We start from the raw sequence: 14,774 nt of genomic DNA on the forward strand, positions 1-14,774 counted from the left end.
GACCGGGGGGCGTCGATGACGCCCCCTTCTCACAATCCAGCCAAAGCCCGCCGGATCGCCTCGCGGAAGGCGTCGAGCGAGGCGATGTCCAGCAGGAACAGCGCGTGACCGCTGGCATCGCCGGCGGCCAACGCCATGTCGATGCGCACGAACAGCACAGGGTCGATGGCAGAGCCGATCACCGCCGATGGCGCCCCGGTGCCATAGCCCGGAACGGCCCCCGACAATTCGCCGCCGATCAGGTTCGACAAGCTGGCGAGGCAGCCGTTCAGGATGATGTTGCCGATCTCGGTCAGCGCATCCTGCTCCATCTCGCCCGGCGACTCGACCGTGGGATCGACGGGAACGAGGCGGCCGACCAGGGCCAGCGTGCCGCGTTCGGGAAAGATCAGCATCGCTTCGCCGGTGAAGGGACCGGTGAAGGCGCCGCGCACGGCACAGACAGGCTGGTCACCCTCCAGCTCGTCTCCCACCTCGCTGGTGATGCGGGCACGGGTCGATACGGCGAAGGACGGCACCGACAGATGCACCTCCTCCCCCAGCATGGAACTGAGGGCGGCGGCCGGCTCGCCCATGCCGATGTTGAACAGCTCGGCGATGGCGTCGGCCTCGTCGGCATCGAGGCGAAGCGGATCGTCCGACGGCGGGAGGGGGGCGGACCCGGAGGTTCCGGACGTGGCCATCGCCGTCACTGCCCGGCCGCGGCGAGGAAGTCGCGGATCTTGTCGGACGTGATCGGCTTGGCGATGAAGCGGATGCCCAGCGCCTCGGCCTTGCGCTTCAGCGTGTCCTGGACATTGGCGGTCAGCAGGCCGATCGGCAGGCCGGCGAAGCGTTCCGTCAACCGTTCGGCAAGCACCAGCCCGTCCATGCCCGGCATGTTGTAGTCGACGATGGCGGCGACCGGCGGCACCTCGCCGACGATCTGCAGCCCCTCCTCGCCGCTTGCCGCGGTGACGATGGTCCAGTCCGGCCGCAGAGAGGCAATGACGCTGGAAACCATGTTGCGCGCAAGTCGGCTGTCGTCGACAACGAGAATGCTGGTCATGCCGATACTTCCGTCCTAAAGAATCCGTTCACAGCTTGCCGGGTTATTACCGTAAAGCGTCCCTGCCCACAACAGACGCTTCGACTCAGGCCCGACAACTTCAACCGCCATGGCCCCGCACTATAGCCCCAAAATATATCAATGTTCAGTCACGACAATACCACCGGCACGCTTTACCCGACCGGTCAGGCGCCGGTCCGGGCCGTGCTCGACACCAACATCCTGGTGGCCTATGCGCTGCTCGGGCAAGCCACGGCACGCCGCCATGACGCGATCCGCCGCTGCGTGGAGCGGGTGCGCAGGGATTGCGGGCTTATCGGCAGCGGCGCAACACTGGCCGAACTGGAGGAGGTGCTGATGCGCCCGACCTTCGACCGCTATACCGCTGCGGCCGATCGCCGCGCCTTTCTGGATCGGATCAGGGCGGAGACGACGCTGGTCGCCCCGGCCATGGTCGGACGGCTCTGCCGCGATCCCGAAGATGACATGTTCCTGGCGGCAGCCGTCGGCGGCTCGGTCCCCTGGCTGGTGACGGTCGATCGGCAGCTCCTGTCGGTACGGCAAGCCGGCACCACACGGGTATTGCGGCCCGAACGGTTTCTGGAGGCGGTCGCCGCCCAACATGGCCCTGAGGCATAGAGCACAGAATCCCCTCGACAAACCGGGCGCTCTTCCTAGAATGAAAAGAGAACACATCGCAAACCGCGAGTGAACAGTGATTGGCCGCCGCAGCGCTGGCGGCATTGATGGAGCGCAGGGGGCATCTGCAGCGATGAGCGTCCAACGGCTTCTGTTCGACGACCTGCCGGAAAGCGAACCGGCGCGCAAGCCGCGCCGCGGACGGGCTGCCGCGGCCGGTGCAGCGCCCTCGACCATGGCCGCCCAGGTCGCGGTGGACATGGTACGGGAGGCGGCACCCCGGCCCAGAGCGTCGGCGATGGCCGTTAACGTCGCCACACTGCCACTTGCCCCGCCGGCGCCCCTCCCTCCCCCGCCGGCCTTCGATCCGGCGGCACTGTCGAACCCGGAACTGCGGGCGCTGGTGCAGGCCCTGCCCGACCAGCGGCTCGCCCATCTGCTGATCGAGGCGGCGCGCGAGCTGAAACGCCGCGCCGCGCCGGATCCCGGCGATGCCGACGGCGAGGACGGGGATGTCCCGATGGAGCCGAACCCGGCACTTCTGCGCGCCGCGCGGCAGGCGGTGGGGGAACTTTCGGGCGAGGATTTCTGAGCAGCGTCTCACTGCTGGGGCTGTCCCTTAGTCAATAAAGTTTCCGAGACAAACGACGCGGCTTTATGTCATGATCCCTCCCAGCCCACGCTCTACATGCCGCAACGCACAATAAAGCGGCCTTGAAGCGCAATCGGGCACGCTGAACCCACATGCGACGTCTCCCGGAGGGAGCTTTGGACTGGATTACGTGGTTGCAGGAATGGGGGAACGCCTTTTACCCGATGGCCTTTATCTGGGCCTTTTTTGAAGGTGAAACATTTGTAATCTTCGGCGGGATGGGCGCCAAGCTCGGCATAGTCAATCTCTATTGGCTGGTCGGCTCGGTGTGGGTCGGCAGTTTCCTTGGCGATCAGGTCTGGTTCTGGCTGGGGCGCCGGTGGGGCAAGAAGGCACTGGCCCGTTTCCCATCCGCCGACGCCCATGCCTGCCGGGTGCTGCGCTGGCTTGAGAAGTACGGCGTCGCCTTCATCCTGGTTTTTCGCTTCCTCTACGGTGTTCGGAACATCGCATCGGTCGCCATCGGCACCTCCGGCATGCCGTGGTCGCGCTTCCTGTTCTGGAACTTCATTGCCGCCGGCATCTGGGCCTGGAGCTTCGCCGGCGCGGGCTACCTGTTCGGCGAGGCCGCCGCCGCCATCGGCGAGGATGGCCCGAAGATCCTGCTGCTGAGCGGTCTTGCCATCGGCGGCCTGTGGCTCGCCATCAAGAGCATCCGCTGGGTCCGCCGCCGTGCCCTCGCCGCGACCAACCCGGCAGAGTGACCCAACGAGGGTGGCCCAACGCTCAAAGGGGGGGCTGATCTGCCACCCTCTCCTGTTTTCCCTTCACACCTCCAGCGTCTCCTGATCCTTCAGCCGCTCCCAGATCGCATCGAACTCCGCATGGCGGGTGGCGAACAGCGATAGCAGGCGTGGGTCGAAATGGATCCTCGGATCTAGACGGTCGTCGCCGTTCAGCAGGATGTCGACCGTCTTTTCATGACTGAATGACGGTTTGTAGGGCCGCGCACTGCGCAGCGCGTCATAGCAGTCGGCAATGGCGACGATGCGGGCTGCCAGCGGGATTTCCTCCCCCTTCAGGCCATTGGGGTAGCCGGTGCCGGCCCATTGCTCGTGATGGTACAGCGCGATCTCGGCGGCCATCTTCAGCCGGTCGGACGCGATCAGGATGTCGTGGCCGTAGACCGGATGGCGCCGCATCTCCGCCAGTTCGCGGTCGTCGAGCCGCCCCTTCTTGTGCAGAACCGCCTGATCGACGCTCATCTTCCCGACATCGTGCAGCGCGGCGGAAAACCGGATTTCGTTGCAGAAGGCGCGGCTGCAGCCGGCCCAACCGGCCAGCGCGTAGGAATATTCGTTGACGCGCAGGATGTGGTTGCCGGTGTCCTCGTCATGCACCTCTGCGGCGCGGGCCAGCAAATTGACCGACACCATGAAGGCGCGCTCGGTTTCGGCCTGAAGCTCGGCGACGCGGCGGCGCTCCCGGGTCAGCGCGCGGTTGCGCTCGGTCAGCCGCTCCAGCGTCGCTGCGCGTTCCAGGGCGCGGCCGACGATGTGGTTGACCGGGGCGATCATCTGCTCGTGATCGGGCAGGAAGGCGTTGCCCGGACCTGTGGACGGCCCGTCCTGCGGACGGCGGTTGATCAGCTGCACCACGCCGATCGGCCGGTCGCGGAACCCCTTCAGGGCAAAGGCCATGATGGACCGGGTGCGGAAACCGGTACGCTGGTCGAAGGCTGGGTTGAAGCTGTAGGGCCGGTCCGCCGGGATGGCATAGGCATCCTCCAGCAACAGAGTCTCGCCGGTCGCCGCGACATAGCCGACGATGGAAGTCTGGCTGACCGGCACCGAAAACAACGTCGGCTTGGCGCGGATCACGTCGTTCTGGGCGCTGACCGCGTCCAGATGCCTATGCCGGCCCTGCCCGCGCAGCATGAAGATCGTGCCGGCTTCCGCACCCGTCAGTTCGCGGCATTTGCGCAGCACCCGGTCACTCAACGAACGCAGCGATTGGTTCGGGGCACTTTCGATAAATTCAAGGAATTGGCCTACCAAACCCACAGCGCTCCCCCACCCCGACGCACATACAGCGGTGCGCCGGACAGAGTACCCCAATTGTCGCACCCGGCAGAAGAGGCTTGCGGAACCGAAGATCACGCCGTGATCGCAGTCCGCTCCTTACAGACCCATCCAGCCGCCGGCCCACAGCCACACCGCGGCCACCGCCATCGACAGCAGCGCCATCGGCACGCCGCAGCGGGCATGTTCGACGAAGCCCAGCTTGACCCCGGCCGCAGCCGCCCGCTCCGCCACGATGATGTTGGCAAGGCTGCCCGGCAGAAAAAGATTGCCGGCCAGGGTCGACAGCAGCGCCAGACCATAGAGTGCTCCTTCCGGCGGCGACGGCCAGGCCGCCAGCAGCAGGATCACCGCCGGGACGTTGCCGATGCTGTTGCTGCCGGCAAGCGACAGCGGCAGCATCACCGCCAGCCGGTCGGGCAGCCAACCGGCCGCCCGCAGATCATCGACCAGGGCCGCCGGGATACCGGTCATGCCAAGCGCATGATTGATGGCGAAGAGTGCTGCGAACAGCACCAGAAGATGCCAGTCGACCATGCCCAGCATGTCGCGGCTGGCCATCCGGCGGCTTACCATCATGACGCCGGCGATCAGCAGCACCGCATGTTCCTGCGGGATGTCGCGGGTGAACAGCGCCAGCAGAACCAGCGTCGCCGCCACCGCCTTGCCCAGTTGCCAGCGGTCGAGCTTGGGGGCCGCCTGCCCGGCTCCCTCATGCCCCTCCTCCGGCATGCCGAACCGGCCGCGCCAGACCAGCCAGACGGTGACATAGGCGATCGCCATCGCCGCAAGCGCCGGACCACCGCACACCACCAGGAAACGCCAGAAATCGAGATGGCCGACCTGCCCGATCAGGATGTTCTGCGGATTGCCGATCATCGTCGCCGCCGACCCGGCATTGGCGGCTCCGGCCAAGCCGATCAGGTAGGGCCGCGGGTCCAGCTTGCGCGCCTGCAGCCCCAGGCACAGCATCGGCGTCATTGCAAAGACGACCACGTCGTTCGCCAGAACCGCCGACAGGCCGCCGGCGACCAGCACGATCACCGCCAGAAGCCGCGCCGGCGACTTGGCCGCCTGTGCCACCTTCAGCGCGCACCAGTCGTAGAAGCCGCTGCCGGCATATTGCGCCGACAGGATCATCAGCCCCAGCAGGATGAAGATCGTCGGGAAATCGATCGCCGAAACAGCGGCGGCGGTGTCGAGCGCCCCGGTCGCCAGCAACAGGATCGCAGCGACCAGCGCGATGCCGGTGCGGTCGATGCGCAGGCCGGGAAAGCCACCCAGCGCCATGCCCAGATAGGTGGCGGTGAACAGAATCAGGATGGTTGCGGTCATGATGCCCGATGCGCTGGAAATGTCAGTCGAGGGAGATGGTGGTTCCCTCGCGCGCGGCAAAGCAGTTTGGGAACTCTGCCTTGGCCGCCGCCTCGATTCGCTCCATCGTGGCGTCGTCGTGGTCAGGATCGTGGTGGAACAGGCCCAGCGTCTTCACATGGGCGGCACGGGCGATCCGCACCGCCTCCATCCAGGTGGAATGGCCCCAGCCGATCCGCTGCATCCATTCCTCGTCGGTGTAGGTCGAGTCGTAGAGCAGCAAATCCACCCCATCGACAAGGTTCAGGATGTTGCGGTCGGGATGGTCGGGCACATGCTCGGTGTCGGTGACGTAGGCGACCGAGCGCCCCTGATACTCGATGCGGTAGCCGGTGGCGCCATCGGGATGGTTCAACGCCGCGGTGTGGATGCGCACCCCGCCCTCCAGCTTGAAACTGTGGCCGGGCGGCACCTCCAGGAAGCTCAGATCGCCGCCCATGGTGCGCAGCGGCACCGGGAACAGTGGTCGTTCCATCTGGCGCGCCATCACCGATTCGATGTCGGGGCCGCCATTGAGATGGCCGGAGATGACGCGGAGGCCGAAGCCCTTGGTGTAGGCCGGCGCGAAAAAAGGAAAGCCGCTGATGTGGTCGAGATGGGTGTGGCTCAGCAGCAGCGTGGCGCTGGTCACCCCGTCGGCCAGAAGCTTGCGGCCCAGCATCCGCAGCCCGGTGCCGGCATCGATGATGATCCGTTGCTTTCCCGCCTGCACTTCGACGCAGGAGGTGTTGCCGCCGAAACCCAGATGCGAGGCCATCGGGCAGGGAATCGTGCCGCGCACGCCCCAAAAGGTGACTGAAAACCCCATTCCCCCGCCTCCAGGCGCACTCATTTGCCGATCCGGCCCCTTGGAGCGGCGAGTTTAGCGCGATTTACCGGTATGTACACGATAGAGCATGGCCGATGGAGCATGGATGGTGGCGGCCGGCGAAGTCCTGCCGATCGACCCGTCCGCAGGAAATGCAACGGGGCCGCTTCGCCTGAAGCAGCCCCGTCGATCACTCCACAGTCAGGCCGCCTTGCGACCCCCGGCTGTCTTACAGCTCGGCCGCCATATAGTTCGGCAGCCAGCCTTCATTGGCTTCGCGCAGGCGCTTCAGCGAGACGATGTCGCCACCACGGCCCGACAGCGCGGTGCCGCGGGTCTCGCCCAGCACGCTGACCGGGACGCCGGCCGCCTTGGCCTTCTCCTGCACCGCCGCTGCGACGTCCGGACGGACGGCCAGGACGTAGCGGCCCTGATCCTCGCCGAACAGTACGCGCGGAGACGCGCCGTCGAAGGCGGTCAGATAGGCGCCGATGCCGCCGGCCAGCGCCATTTCGGCGATGGTGACGATCAGGCCGCCGTCGGCCACGTCGTGGCTCGACACCACCAGACCCTCGCGGATCAGACCACGGACGAAATCGCCGTTGCGGCGCTCGACCGACAGATCGACAGGCGGGGGAGCCCCCTCTTCGCGACCGAGGATCTCGCGCAGGAAGATCGACTGGCCGAGATGGCCTTTCGTCTCGCCAACACTGAGGATCACGTCGCCCTCGCCACGGAAGGCGATGCCGACGGCGATCATCGCGTCCGGCATGATGCCGACGCCGCCGATGGCCGGGGTCGGCAGGATCGCCTCACCGTTCGTCTCGTTGTAGAGCGAGACGTTGCCCGACACGACCGGGAAGTCCAGCGCCTTGCACGCTTCGCCGATGCCCTGAACGGCGCCGACGAACTGGCCCATGATCCGCGGCTTCTCGGGGTTGCCGAAGTTCATGTTGTCGGTGATGGCGAGCGGCAGAGCGCCCACCGCCGACAGGTTGCGCCACGCCTCGGCCACCGCCTGCTTGCCGCCCTCGACCGGGTCGGCGAGGCAATAGCGCGGGGTGCAGTCGGTGGTGATGGCGACCGCCTTGGTCTGGCCCGGCACGCGGACGACCGCGGCGTCGGCCTGACCCGACATGAAGCGGGTGTCGCCGCCGACCAGGCTGTCATACTGCTCCCAGATCCAGCGCTTGGAGGCCAGATCGGGGCAGCCGAACAGCTTGGTCAGCGTGTCGCCCAGGTCGCCGGAATAGCCCGCCAGCACGCTGTCGTCGACATCCGAAGCCTTCGGCGTCGGTTCCCACGGGCGGTTGTATTCCGGAGCGGCGTTGGATACCGGGGCGATCGGCATGTCGCACCAGGTCTCGCCATACATCTTGATGACGAGGTTGCCGGTGTCGGTCAGGTGGCCGATGACGGCGAAGTCCAGCTCCCACTTGTCGAAGATGGCCTTCGCCACCTCCTCGCGGCCGGGCTTCAGGATGATCAGCATGCGCTCCTGGCTTTCGGAGAGCATGATCTCATAGGGAGTCATCGCCTGTTCGCGCATCGGCAGGGTATCGAGCGTCAGCTCGATGCCCAGCCCGCCCTTGCCGGCCATCTCGACCGACGAGGAGGTCAGGCCGGCGGCACCCATGTCCTGGATGGCGACGATGGCGTCCGTCTCCATCAACTCCAGGCAGGCTTCGATCAGCAGCTTCTCAGTGAAGGGGTCGCCGACCTGCACGGTCGGGCGCTTCTCCTCCGAATCCTCGGTGAATTCGGCCGACGCCATGGTGGCGCCGTGGATGCCGTCGCGGCCGGTCTTGGAGCCGACATAGACGACCGGATTGCCGATGCCGGCGGCGGCCGAATAGAAGATCTTGTCGGTCCTGGCGACACCCACGGTCATGGCGTTGACCAGGATGTTGCCGTTGTAGGCCGGGTGGAAGTTGGTCTCGCCGCCCACGGTCGGAACGCCGACGCAGTTGCCGTAGCCGCCGATGCCGGCGACCACGCCCGACACCAGATGGCGGGTCTTGGGATGGTCGGGCGAGCCGAAGCGCAGCGCGTTCATGTTGGCGATCGGACGCGCACCCATGGTGAACACGTCGCGCAGGATTCCGCCGACGCCCGTCGCCGCACCCTGGTAGGGCTCGATGTAGGACGGGTGGTTGTGGCTCTCCATCTTGAAGATGACGGCGTCGCCGTCACCGATATCGACCACGCCGGCATTCTCGCCGGGGCCGCAGATCACCTGGGGGCCGGTGGTCGGCAGCGTCTTCAGCCAGACCTTGGACGACTTGTAGGAGCAATGCTCCGACCACATGACCGAGATGATGCCCAGCTCGGTGAAGGTCGGGGTGCGGCCCAGGATGTCCAGGGCGTTCCGGTATTCCTCGGCGGACAGGCCGAACTCCTTGGCGAGTTCGGCATTGACCGGACGCTCCTGCGCCTTGGTAGCTTCAGCGCTCACGACAGGGCCTCCACCAGACCTTCGAACATGGGCTTGCCGTCGGTGTTGCCGTGCAGGGCCTCCACCGCGTCCTCGGGGTGCGGCATCAGGCCCAGCACGGTGCGCTTGGCGTTGAAGATGCCGGCGATGTCGGACACCGAGCCGTTCGGGTTGCCGCGCGGATCGGCCCGCGCCTCGTCGGCGACATAGCGGAAGGCGACCTGGCCTTCGCCGTCCAGCCGCTTCACCGTCTCCGCGTCGGTCCAGTAGTTGCCGTCGCCGTGGGCGACCGGGAAGCGGACGATCTGGCCCTTCGCGTATTTCTTCGTGAAGGGGCTGTCGGTGTTCTCCACCCGCAGATGCTGGACGCGGCAGACGAACTTCAGGGCGCCGTTGCGCATCAGCGCGCCGGGCAGGAGCCCGGCCTCGGTGATGATCTGGAAGCCGTTGCAGACGCCGAGGACGCGCACGCCCTGATCGGCCCGCGCCTTCACCTCGCGCATGATCGGCGAATGCGCCGCCATGGCGCCGGAGCGCAGGTAATCGCCATAGGAGAAGCCGCCGGGCACGACGATCAGGTCGACCTTTGGCAGTTCGGTGTCGCGGTGCCAGACCAGATGCGGCTTGGTCCCGCTGACGGCCTCCAGCGCGGCGACGGCGTCGCGTTCGCGGTTGGAGCCGGGGAAAACGACGATGGCGGCCTTCATGGGGCGGTCAAAATCCGGCGTCGTGAGGGGGAGGAGTTCGCGCCGGACACTAAAGCCGCCGCCCCGGCAAAGCAAGAGTCGGCCAGGGGGCGGCGGCGTTGTGCGCGGCGCATTACATGCCCGGCGCGTCCTCTTCCGGGTAGGCGGTGATGTGGTGCAACGACAGGTCGGCGCCCTTGTACTCCTGCTCGGGGTCGAGACGGATACCGACGGTGACACGCAGCAGACCGTAGACCGCCAGACCGGCGGCGAAGCCGAAGCCGACGCCGCCTGCCGTGCCGACGATCTGGCTGAGGATCGACACGCCGCCCAGGCCACCCAGCGCCTCCTGCCCGAAGACGCCGGCCAGCAGGCCGCCGGTCAGACCGCACAGCCCGTGCAGCGGCCAGACGCCGAGCACGTCGTCGATCTTCCAATCGATCTGGCACTTGTTGAAGGCCCAGACGAACAGCAGCCCGGCGATGCCGCCGGTGACCAGCGCCCCCAGCGGGTGCATCACGTCGGAGCCGGCGCAGACCGCCACCAGACCGGCGAGCGCGCCATTGTGGACGAAGCCGGGGTCGGTGCGGCTGATGATCAGCGAGGTAACGATGCCGCCGACCATCGCCATCAGCGAGTTCAACGCGACCAGCCCGGTCACGCCGTCCAGCACCTGGGCGCTCATCACGTTGAAGCCGAACCAGCCGACGCAGAGCACCCAGGCGCCAAGCGCCAGGAACGGGATGTTGGACGGCGGAATGGCGATCAGCGAGCCGTTGGGACGGTAGCGTCCCCGGCGGTTGCCGAGATTCAGCACCGCGCCCAGCGCCACCCAGCCGCCGAAGGCATGGACCACGACCGACCCGGCGAAGTCATGGAAGGGCTGGCCGAAACTCGCCGCCATCCAGCTTTGCAGGCCGAAGCGGGTGCCCCACACCGTGCCTTCCAGCAGCGGGTAGAACAGCGCGATCAGCGCCAGCGTGGCGCCGGCCTGCGGCCAGAACTTGGCGCGCTCGGCGATGCCGCCCGACACGATGGCCGGCACCGCGGCGGCAAAGGTCGCCAGGAAGAAGAACTTCACGAGATCGTAGCCATAGGCCGCGAAGCCGCCGCTTCCCTTGCCGACCAGCGTGTGGGCATCGGCGAAGAAATCGATGCCGTAGGCCACCGCATAGCCGACGAAGAAATAGGCGATGGTCGACATGGCGAAGTCCGACAGGATCTTCACCAGGGCGTTCACCTGATTCTTGCGCCGGACCGTCCCGACCTCCAGCAGGGCGAAGCCGCAATGCATCGCCAGCACCATCACCGCGCCCATCAGCACGAAAAGGACGTCGCCACCCGTCTTTGCCGCATCCATTTGCACAAACCTTCAGCATGTCGCTCAAAAAAGCGGCAGACTGCTAACAGATCAGGCAAATATGCGCAAGGGCCTAGCTGACGTTTGGACAGGCAGAGTGGCGGAAATGCAGCACAAAAAGCGGGCGAACCCGCTTTGGGTTGCCCGCTGTCTGCGCAAGAACGATGCCAAGTGATGAAGAGGTGGGCGGATATGCCTCCGTCCAGCCAATTACATGCCCGCGATGGTCATGCCGTCGATGCGCACGGTCGGCGCATCCATGCCGAAGCGCAGCTCCAGGTCGTCGGCGGCCTCCATGTTCAGGAACATGTCCTTGAGGTTGCCGGCGATGGTGATCTCGTTGACGGGATAGGTGATCTGGCCGTTCTCGATCCAGAACCCGCCGGCGCCGCGGCTGTAATCGCCGGTGACCCCGTTGACACCCATGCCCATCAGGTCGGTGACGTAGAAGCCGTCCTTGATCTCCGCCAGGATGTCGGCGCGGCTGCGCTTGCCGGCCGCCATATAGACGTTGGCCGGTGCCGGACCCGGCGGGCCGGAGGTGCCGCGCGCGGCATGGCCGGTGGTCGTCAGGCCGAGCTGCCGGGCCGAGCGCAGGTCGAGCAGCCATGTCGTCAGCACGCCGTCCTCGATCAGCGTGCGGCGCGACACTTCGACGCCCTCGGCATCGAAGGGGCGGGACCGCAGGCCGCGCTTCACATGCGGATCGTCGATGATGGTGATGGAGGGCGCGAAGATTTGCTGCCCCATCTTGTCTTTCAGGAAGCTGGTGCCACGGGCGATGCTGGGGCCGCTGATAGCGCCGGTCAGGTGGCCGAGCAGGCCGCGCGACACCCGCGGATCGAACACCACAGGAACCTTGCAGCTCTTGACCCGGCGCGGGTTCAGGCGGCGGACGGCGCGCTCGCCGGCCTCGCGGCCGATCTCGGCGGCATCGCGCAGGTCGGTGCCATAGACCTTGCTGTCATAGTCGTAGTCGCGCTCCATCCCCGTGCCGGTCCCGGCCAGGACGGAGGCCGACAGCGACTGGCGCGACACGCCGTAAGTGCCGGCGAAGCCGTTCGACGCGGCGATCGCGATGGTCGAGCGGCTCCAGCCGGCGTCGCCCCCTTCGGAATTGGTGACGCCCGGAACCGCCAGCGCCGCCTCTTCGGCGATTCGCGCGCGCTCGATCAGCGTTTCCGCCGACGGTTCCTCATCATCGCAGATGTCGAGGTCGGGCCAGCTGCGGGCGAGCTGCTCCGGATCGGCGATGCCGGCGAAGCCATCCTCCGGCACCACGCGGGCCATGGCGATGGCGCGCTCCACCAACTCGTCCAGGGCCTTGCCGCTGCGGTCGGTGGAGGAGACGATGGCCTGACGCTTGCCGACGAACACCCGCAGGCCGAGATCGCCGGATTCGGAGCGCTCCAGCTTCTCGGTCTTGCCCAGCCGATGGGCGAGGGACACGGACGCGCTGTCGAACAGCACGGCATCGGCGGCATCGGCACCGGCGGCGCGCGCCTTGGCGATCAGGTCGTCCAGCAGGTTCAGGACCCCGGACGGATCCGTCCGGTGCTGGTCGTTCGGCGAAACGGTCATCAGGCTCTCCGGTTGGTCTTCGTCCTGTCTACCAAATGGGACGGCGACGCGGAACGGGGAAGAGGCAAATTGCCCCCTCCCCGTTCCGCGTGGCCGCCAAATACCAGTTTTGGTTGCGGATCAGACCAGTTCGCGACGGGCGGCCGGAGCGCCGAGCGCCGGAACCTTCAGGGCGAAGGCGCCCTCGCCCAGCAGAGACTGCACCACCAGCAGGAGCGTCCAGAAGGCCGGGAATTCCCAACCACCGCCCGGGGCGTTGAAGACCCAGCCATTGCCGACATGCTGCAGCGTAGCGCCGATCATGATCGGCAGCAGGGCCAGCGCGATCCAGCGGGTGTAGACGCCGGCGATCAGCAGCAGCCCACCACCGATCTCGCCCAGGATCACCAGATAGGCGAAGAAACCGGGATAGCCGATGCTCTCGAAATAACCGACGGTGCCGGGAATGGTGAAGGTCAGCACCTTCAGCACCAAGCCGTGGGCCAGGAAGAGCATGCCCAGGGCAACACGCAGCAGGAAGGCGGCGTACAGGGCGGTGCGGATGTCGATCATGGTCAGGGTCTCCTCAGTCAGGGTGGCCGGCGAGGGCCGCGTTTCGTCTGAAGAGGAGATTAGCCGGATCAAAGGACGGGATAATCAACGGAAATGGCGAAGGGTTGTTGCGGAATAAGGAACAATGGCGAAGAAGCACGTGCCTTGCCAAGACGCCACGCCACGCGCCCCCCTCACCCTAACCCTCTCCCAAGAGGGAGAGGGGATCCTCACCTCACCCCCGCTTCCAGGTCGTGCCCTGGGGACCGTCCTCCAGAACGATACCCTTGTCGGCCAGCTCCTTGCGGATACGGTCGGCCTCGGCGAAGTTCTTCGCCGCACGGGCGGCTTTGCGGTCGGCGATCAGCTGTTCGACGTCGGCGTCGCTCAGTCCCTCGTCCCCGCCGGTCGGCGCCCAGCGGAACCACGCCTCAGGGTCCTGCTGCAACAGGCCGAGTTGTTGCCCGGCCGCCAGCAGCGCGCCCTTGGCCGCAGCCTTCTCCGCATCGCTCTTCGCCTTGTTCACCGCGGTCGCCAGCTCATGCAGATGCGCGATGGCGAGCGGGCTGTTCAGGTCGTCTTCCAGTGCCGCCAGCACGTCGAAGGGCACCTCGCCCGCCGCCGGTACCGGCTCGCCGCGCAATGCCTGATACCAGCGGTCGAGCGCGCCCTTCGCCTGCCGGATGCCCTCGCGGGTGAAATCCAGCGGCTGGCGGTAATGGGCGCTCAGCAGGGTCAGGCGGATCGCCTCGCCGGGGAACTCGTCCAGCAGGTCGTGCACGGTGAAGAAGTTGCCGAGAGACTTCGACATCTTCTCGCCTTCGACCGTCACGAAGCCGTTGTGGACCCAGGTGCGCGCCAGCCGGTCGGTTCCGTTGGCGCAGCAGCTCTGCGCGATCTCGTTCTCATGGTGCGGAAAGATCAGGTCCAGCCCGCCGCCATGTATGTCGAAGGTGGCGCCGAGATGCTCCTTCGCCATGGCGGAGCATTCGATGTGCCAGCCCGGCCGGCCGCGGCCCCATGGGCTGTCCCAGCCGGGTTGCTCCGGCGTGCTCGGCTTCCACAGCACGAAGTCGGAGGCATCGCGCTTATAGGGCGCCACCTCCACCCGCGCACCGGCGATCATGTCCTCCAACGAGCGGCGGGACAGCTGGCCGTAGCTCGGCATCGACGGCACGGAGAACAGCACATGCCCCTCGGCGGCATAGGCGTTGCCCCGCTCGATCAGCGTGGCGATCAGCGCGATCATCTGACCGATATGCTGGGTCGCCCGCGGCTCGATGGTCGGGCGCAGGGCGTTCAGCGCGTCCATGTCGGCATGGAACAGGCTGGTGGTGCGCGCGGTCAGCGCATCGATCGGCTCGCCGCTGTCCCGCGCACGGTCGATGATCTTGTCGTCCACATCGGTGATGTTGCGGACATAAGTCACCGCCGGATAGAGCCGCGACAGCAGCCGGAACAGCAGGTCGAACACCACCACCGGCCGGGCATTGCCGATATGGGCGGTGTCGTAGACGGTCGGACCACAGACATACATGCCGACATGGTCCGGGCGAAGCGGCTCGAAGCGCTCCTTACGGCGGGTCAGCGTGTTGTAGAGGTCCAACGGCACGGTCCGAACTCCTGGGAAATAAGAGGTG

14 protein-coding genes are annotated in these 14,774 nt (G+C 66.7%); 3 read left to right on the forward strand and 11 right to left on the reverse strand.

The window, feature by feature from the left end:
* Positions 1–29: 29 nt before the first annotated feature.
* Together E6C72_RS01315 and E6C72_RS01320 are read right to left on the reverse strand one after the other, a co-directional pair.
* Positions 30–683: a chemotaxis protein gene (locus E6C72_RS01315; RefSeq protein ID WP_109086752.1), complete on the reverse strand. Its 654-nt coding sequence runs from the start codon at positions 681–683 to the stop codon at positions 30–32.
* A gap of 5 nt (positions 684–688) precedes the next feature.
* Positions 689–1,048, reverse strand: coding sequence for a response regulator (locus tag E6C72_RS01320; RefSeq protein WP_109086744.1), 360 nt, complete (start codon positions 1,046–1,048; stop codon positions 689–691).
* Between the two features lie 141 nt (positions 1,049–1,189).
* Here E6C72_RS01320 and E6C72_RS01325 point away from each other — a divergent pair, with 141 nt between their 5' ends.
* From E6C72_RS01325 to E6C72_RS01335, 3 genes are all read left to right on the forward strand, one after another.
* Positions 1,190–1,687 (forward strand): putative toxin-antitoxin system toxin component, PIN family, encoded by a 498-nt coding sequence (locus tag E6C72_RS01325; protein WP_109086743.1) that lies wholly within the window; start codon positions 1,190–1,192, stop codon positions 1,685–1,687.
* Positions 1,688–1,820: 133 nt separating this feature from the next.
* Positions 1,821–2,279, forward strand: a complete 459-nt coding sequence (locus E6C72_RS01330; protein WP_109086742.1) for a hypothetical protein — start codon at positions 1,821–1,823, stop codon at positions 2,277–2,279.
* Between the two features lie 278 nt (positions 2,280–2,557).
* Positions 2,558–3,043, forward strand: coding sequence for a DedA family protein (locus tag E6C72_RS01335; protein WP_247882064.1), 486 nt, complete (start codon positions 2,558–2,560; stop codon positions 3,041–3,043).
* A 63-nt stretch (positions 3,044–3,106) separates the two neighbouring features.
* Here the strand turns inward: E6C72_RS01335 and E6C72_RS01340 are convergent, their stop codons facing one another.
* The 9 genes from E6C72_RS01340 to cysS form a co-directional block, all read right to left on the reverse strand.
* Positions 3,107–4,405: an HD domain-containing phosphohydrolase gene (locus tag E6C72_RS01340; protein WP_256379116.1), complete on the reverse strand. Its 1,299-nt coding sequence runs from the start codon at positions 4,403–4,405 to the stop codon at positions 3,107–3,109.
* A 54-nt stretch (positions 4,406–4,459) separates the two neighbouring features.
* Positions 4,460–5,695, reverse strand: coding sequence for an SLC13 family permease (locus tag E6C72_RS01345; protein WP_109086739.1), 1,236 nt, complete (start codon positions 5,693–5,695; stop codon positions 4,460–4,462).
* Positions 5,696–5,717: 22 nt separating this feature from the next.
* Positions 5,718–6,542: an MBL fold metallo-hydrolase gene (locus E6C72_RS01350; protein ID WP_109086738.1), complete on the reverse strand. Its 825-nt coding sequence runs from the start codon at positions 6,540–6,542 to the stop codon at positions 5,718–5,720.
* Between the two features lie 229 nt (positions 6,543–6,771).
* Complete coding sequence (gene purL, locus E6C72_RS01355; RefSeq protein WP_109086737.1) at positions 6,772–8,997, reverse strand: phosphoribosylformylglycinamidine synthase subunit PurL; 2,226 nt, start codon at positions 8,995–8,997, stop codon at positions 6,772–6,774.
* Positions 8,994–9,683 (reverse strand): phosphoribosylformylglycinamidine synthase subunit PurQ, encoded by a 690-nt coding sequence (gene purQ, locus E6C72_RS01360; RefSeq protein WP_042693196.1) that lies wholly within the window; start codon positions 9,681–9,683, stop codon positions 8,994–8,996. The genes purL and purQ overlap by 4 nt, the downstream gene beginning before the upstream one ends.
* Before the next feature lie 112 nt (positions 9,684–9,795).
* Positions 9,796–11,022 (reverse strand): ammonium transporter, encoded by a 1,227-nt coding sequence (locus tag E6C72_RS01365; RefSeq protein ID WP_109086736.1) that lies wholly within the window; start codon positions 11,020–11,022, stop codon positions 9,796–9,798.
* Positions 11,023–11,232: 210 nt separating this feature from the next.
* On the reverse strand, positions 11,233–12,603 hold the full coding sequence (locus E6C72_RS01370; RefSeq protein WP_109086735.1) for a TldD/PmbA family protein: 1,371 nt from the start codon (positions 12,601–12,603) through the stop codon (positions 11,233–11,235).
* A 120-nt stretch (positions 12,604–12,723) separates the two neighbouring features.
* The gene (locus tag E6C72_RS01375) at positions 12,724–13,155 is read right to left on the reverse strand and encodes a DoxX family protein (protein ID WP_109086734.1); all 432 of its coding nucleotides are present in this window, start codon (positions 13,153–13,155) and stop codon (positions 12,724–12,726) included.
* Positions 13,156–13,369: 214 nt separating this feature from the next.
* Positions 13,370–14,746, reverse strand: coding sequence for a cysteine--tRNA ligase (gene cysS, locus E6C72_RS01380; RefSeq protein ID WP_109086733.1), 1,377 nt, complete (start codon positions 14,744–14,746; stop codon positions 13,370–13,372).
* Between the last annotated feature and the right edge of the window lie 28 nt (positions 14,747–14,774).

The sequence above is a fragment of the Azospirillum sp. TSH100 genome (assembly GCF_004923295.1).
Lineage (GTDB): Bacteria > Pseudomonadota > Alphaproteobacteria > Azospirillales > Azospirillaceae > Azospirillum.

What these genes read in the sequence shown, in the direction of transcription:
- E6C72_RS01315 (WP_109086752.1), bottom strand. Translation starts at nt 683, where the DNA reads ATGGCCACGTCCGGAACCTCCGGGTCCGCCCCCCTCCCGCCGTCGGAC.
- E6C72_RS01320 (WP_109086744.1), bottom strand. Translation starts at nt 1,048, where the DNA reads ATGACCAGCATTCTCGTTGTCGACGACAGCCGACTTGCGCGCAACATG.
- E6C72_RS01325 (WP_109086743.1), top strand. Translation starts at nt 1,190, where the DNA reads ATGTTCAGTCACGACAATACCACCGGCACGCTTTACCCGACCGGTCAG.
- E6C72_RS01330 (WP_109086742.1), top strand. Translation starts at nt 1,821, where the DNA reads ATGAGCGTCCAACGGCTTCTGTTCGACGACCTGCCGGAAAGCGAACCG.
- E6C72_RS01335 (WP_247882064.1), top strand. Translation starts at nt 2,558, where the DNA reads ATGGGCGCCAAGCTCGGCATAGTCAATCTCTATTGGCTGGTCGGCTCG.
- E6C72_RS01345 (WP_109086739.1), bottom strand. Translation starts at nt 5,695, where the DNA reads ATGACCGCAACCATCCTGATTCTGTTCACCGCCACCTATCTGGGCATG.
- E6C72_RS01350 (WP_109086738.1), bottom strand. Translation starts at nt 6,542, where the DNA reads ATGGGGTTTTCAGTCACCTTTTGGGGCGTGCGCGGCACGATTCCCTGC.
- purQ (WP_042693196.1), bottom strand. Translation starts at nt 9,683, where the DNA reads ATGAAGGCCGCCATCGTCGTTTTCCCCGGCTCCAACCGCGAACGCGAC.
- E6C72_RS01365 (WP_109086736.1), bottom strand. Translation starts at nt 11,022, where the DNA reads ATGGATGCGGCAAAGACGGGTGGCGACGTCCTTTTCGTGCTGATGGGC.
- E6C72_RS01370 (WP_109086735.1), bottom strand. Translation starts at nt 12,603, where the DNA reads ATGACCGTTTCGCCGAACGACCAGCACCGGACGGATCCGTCCGGGGTC.
- E6C72_RS01375 (WP_109086734.1), bottom strand. Translation starts at nt 13,155, where the DNA reads ATGATCGACATCCGCACCGCCCTGTACGCCGCCTTCCTGCTGCGTGTT.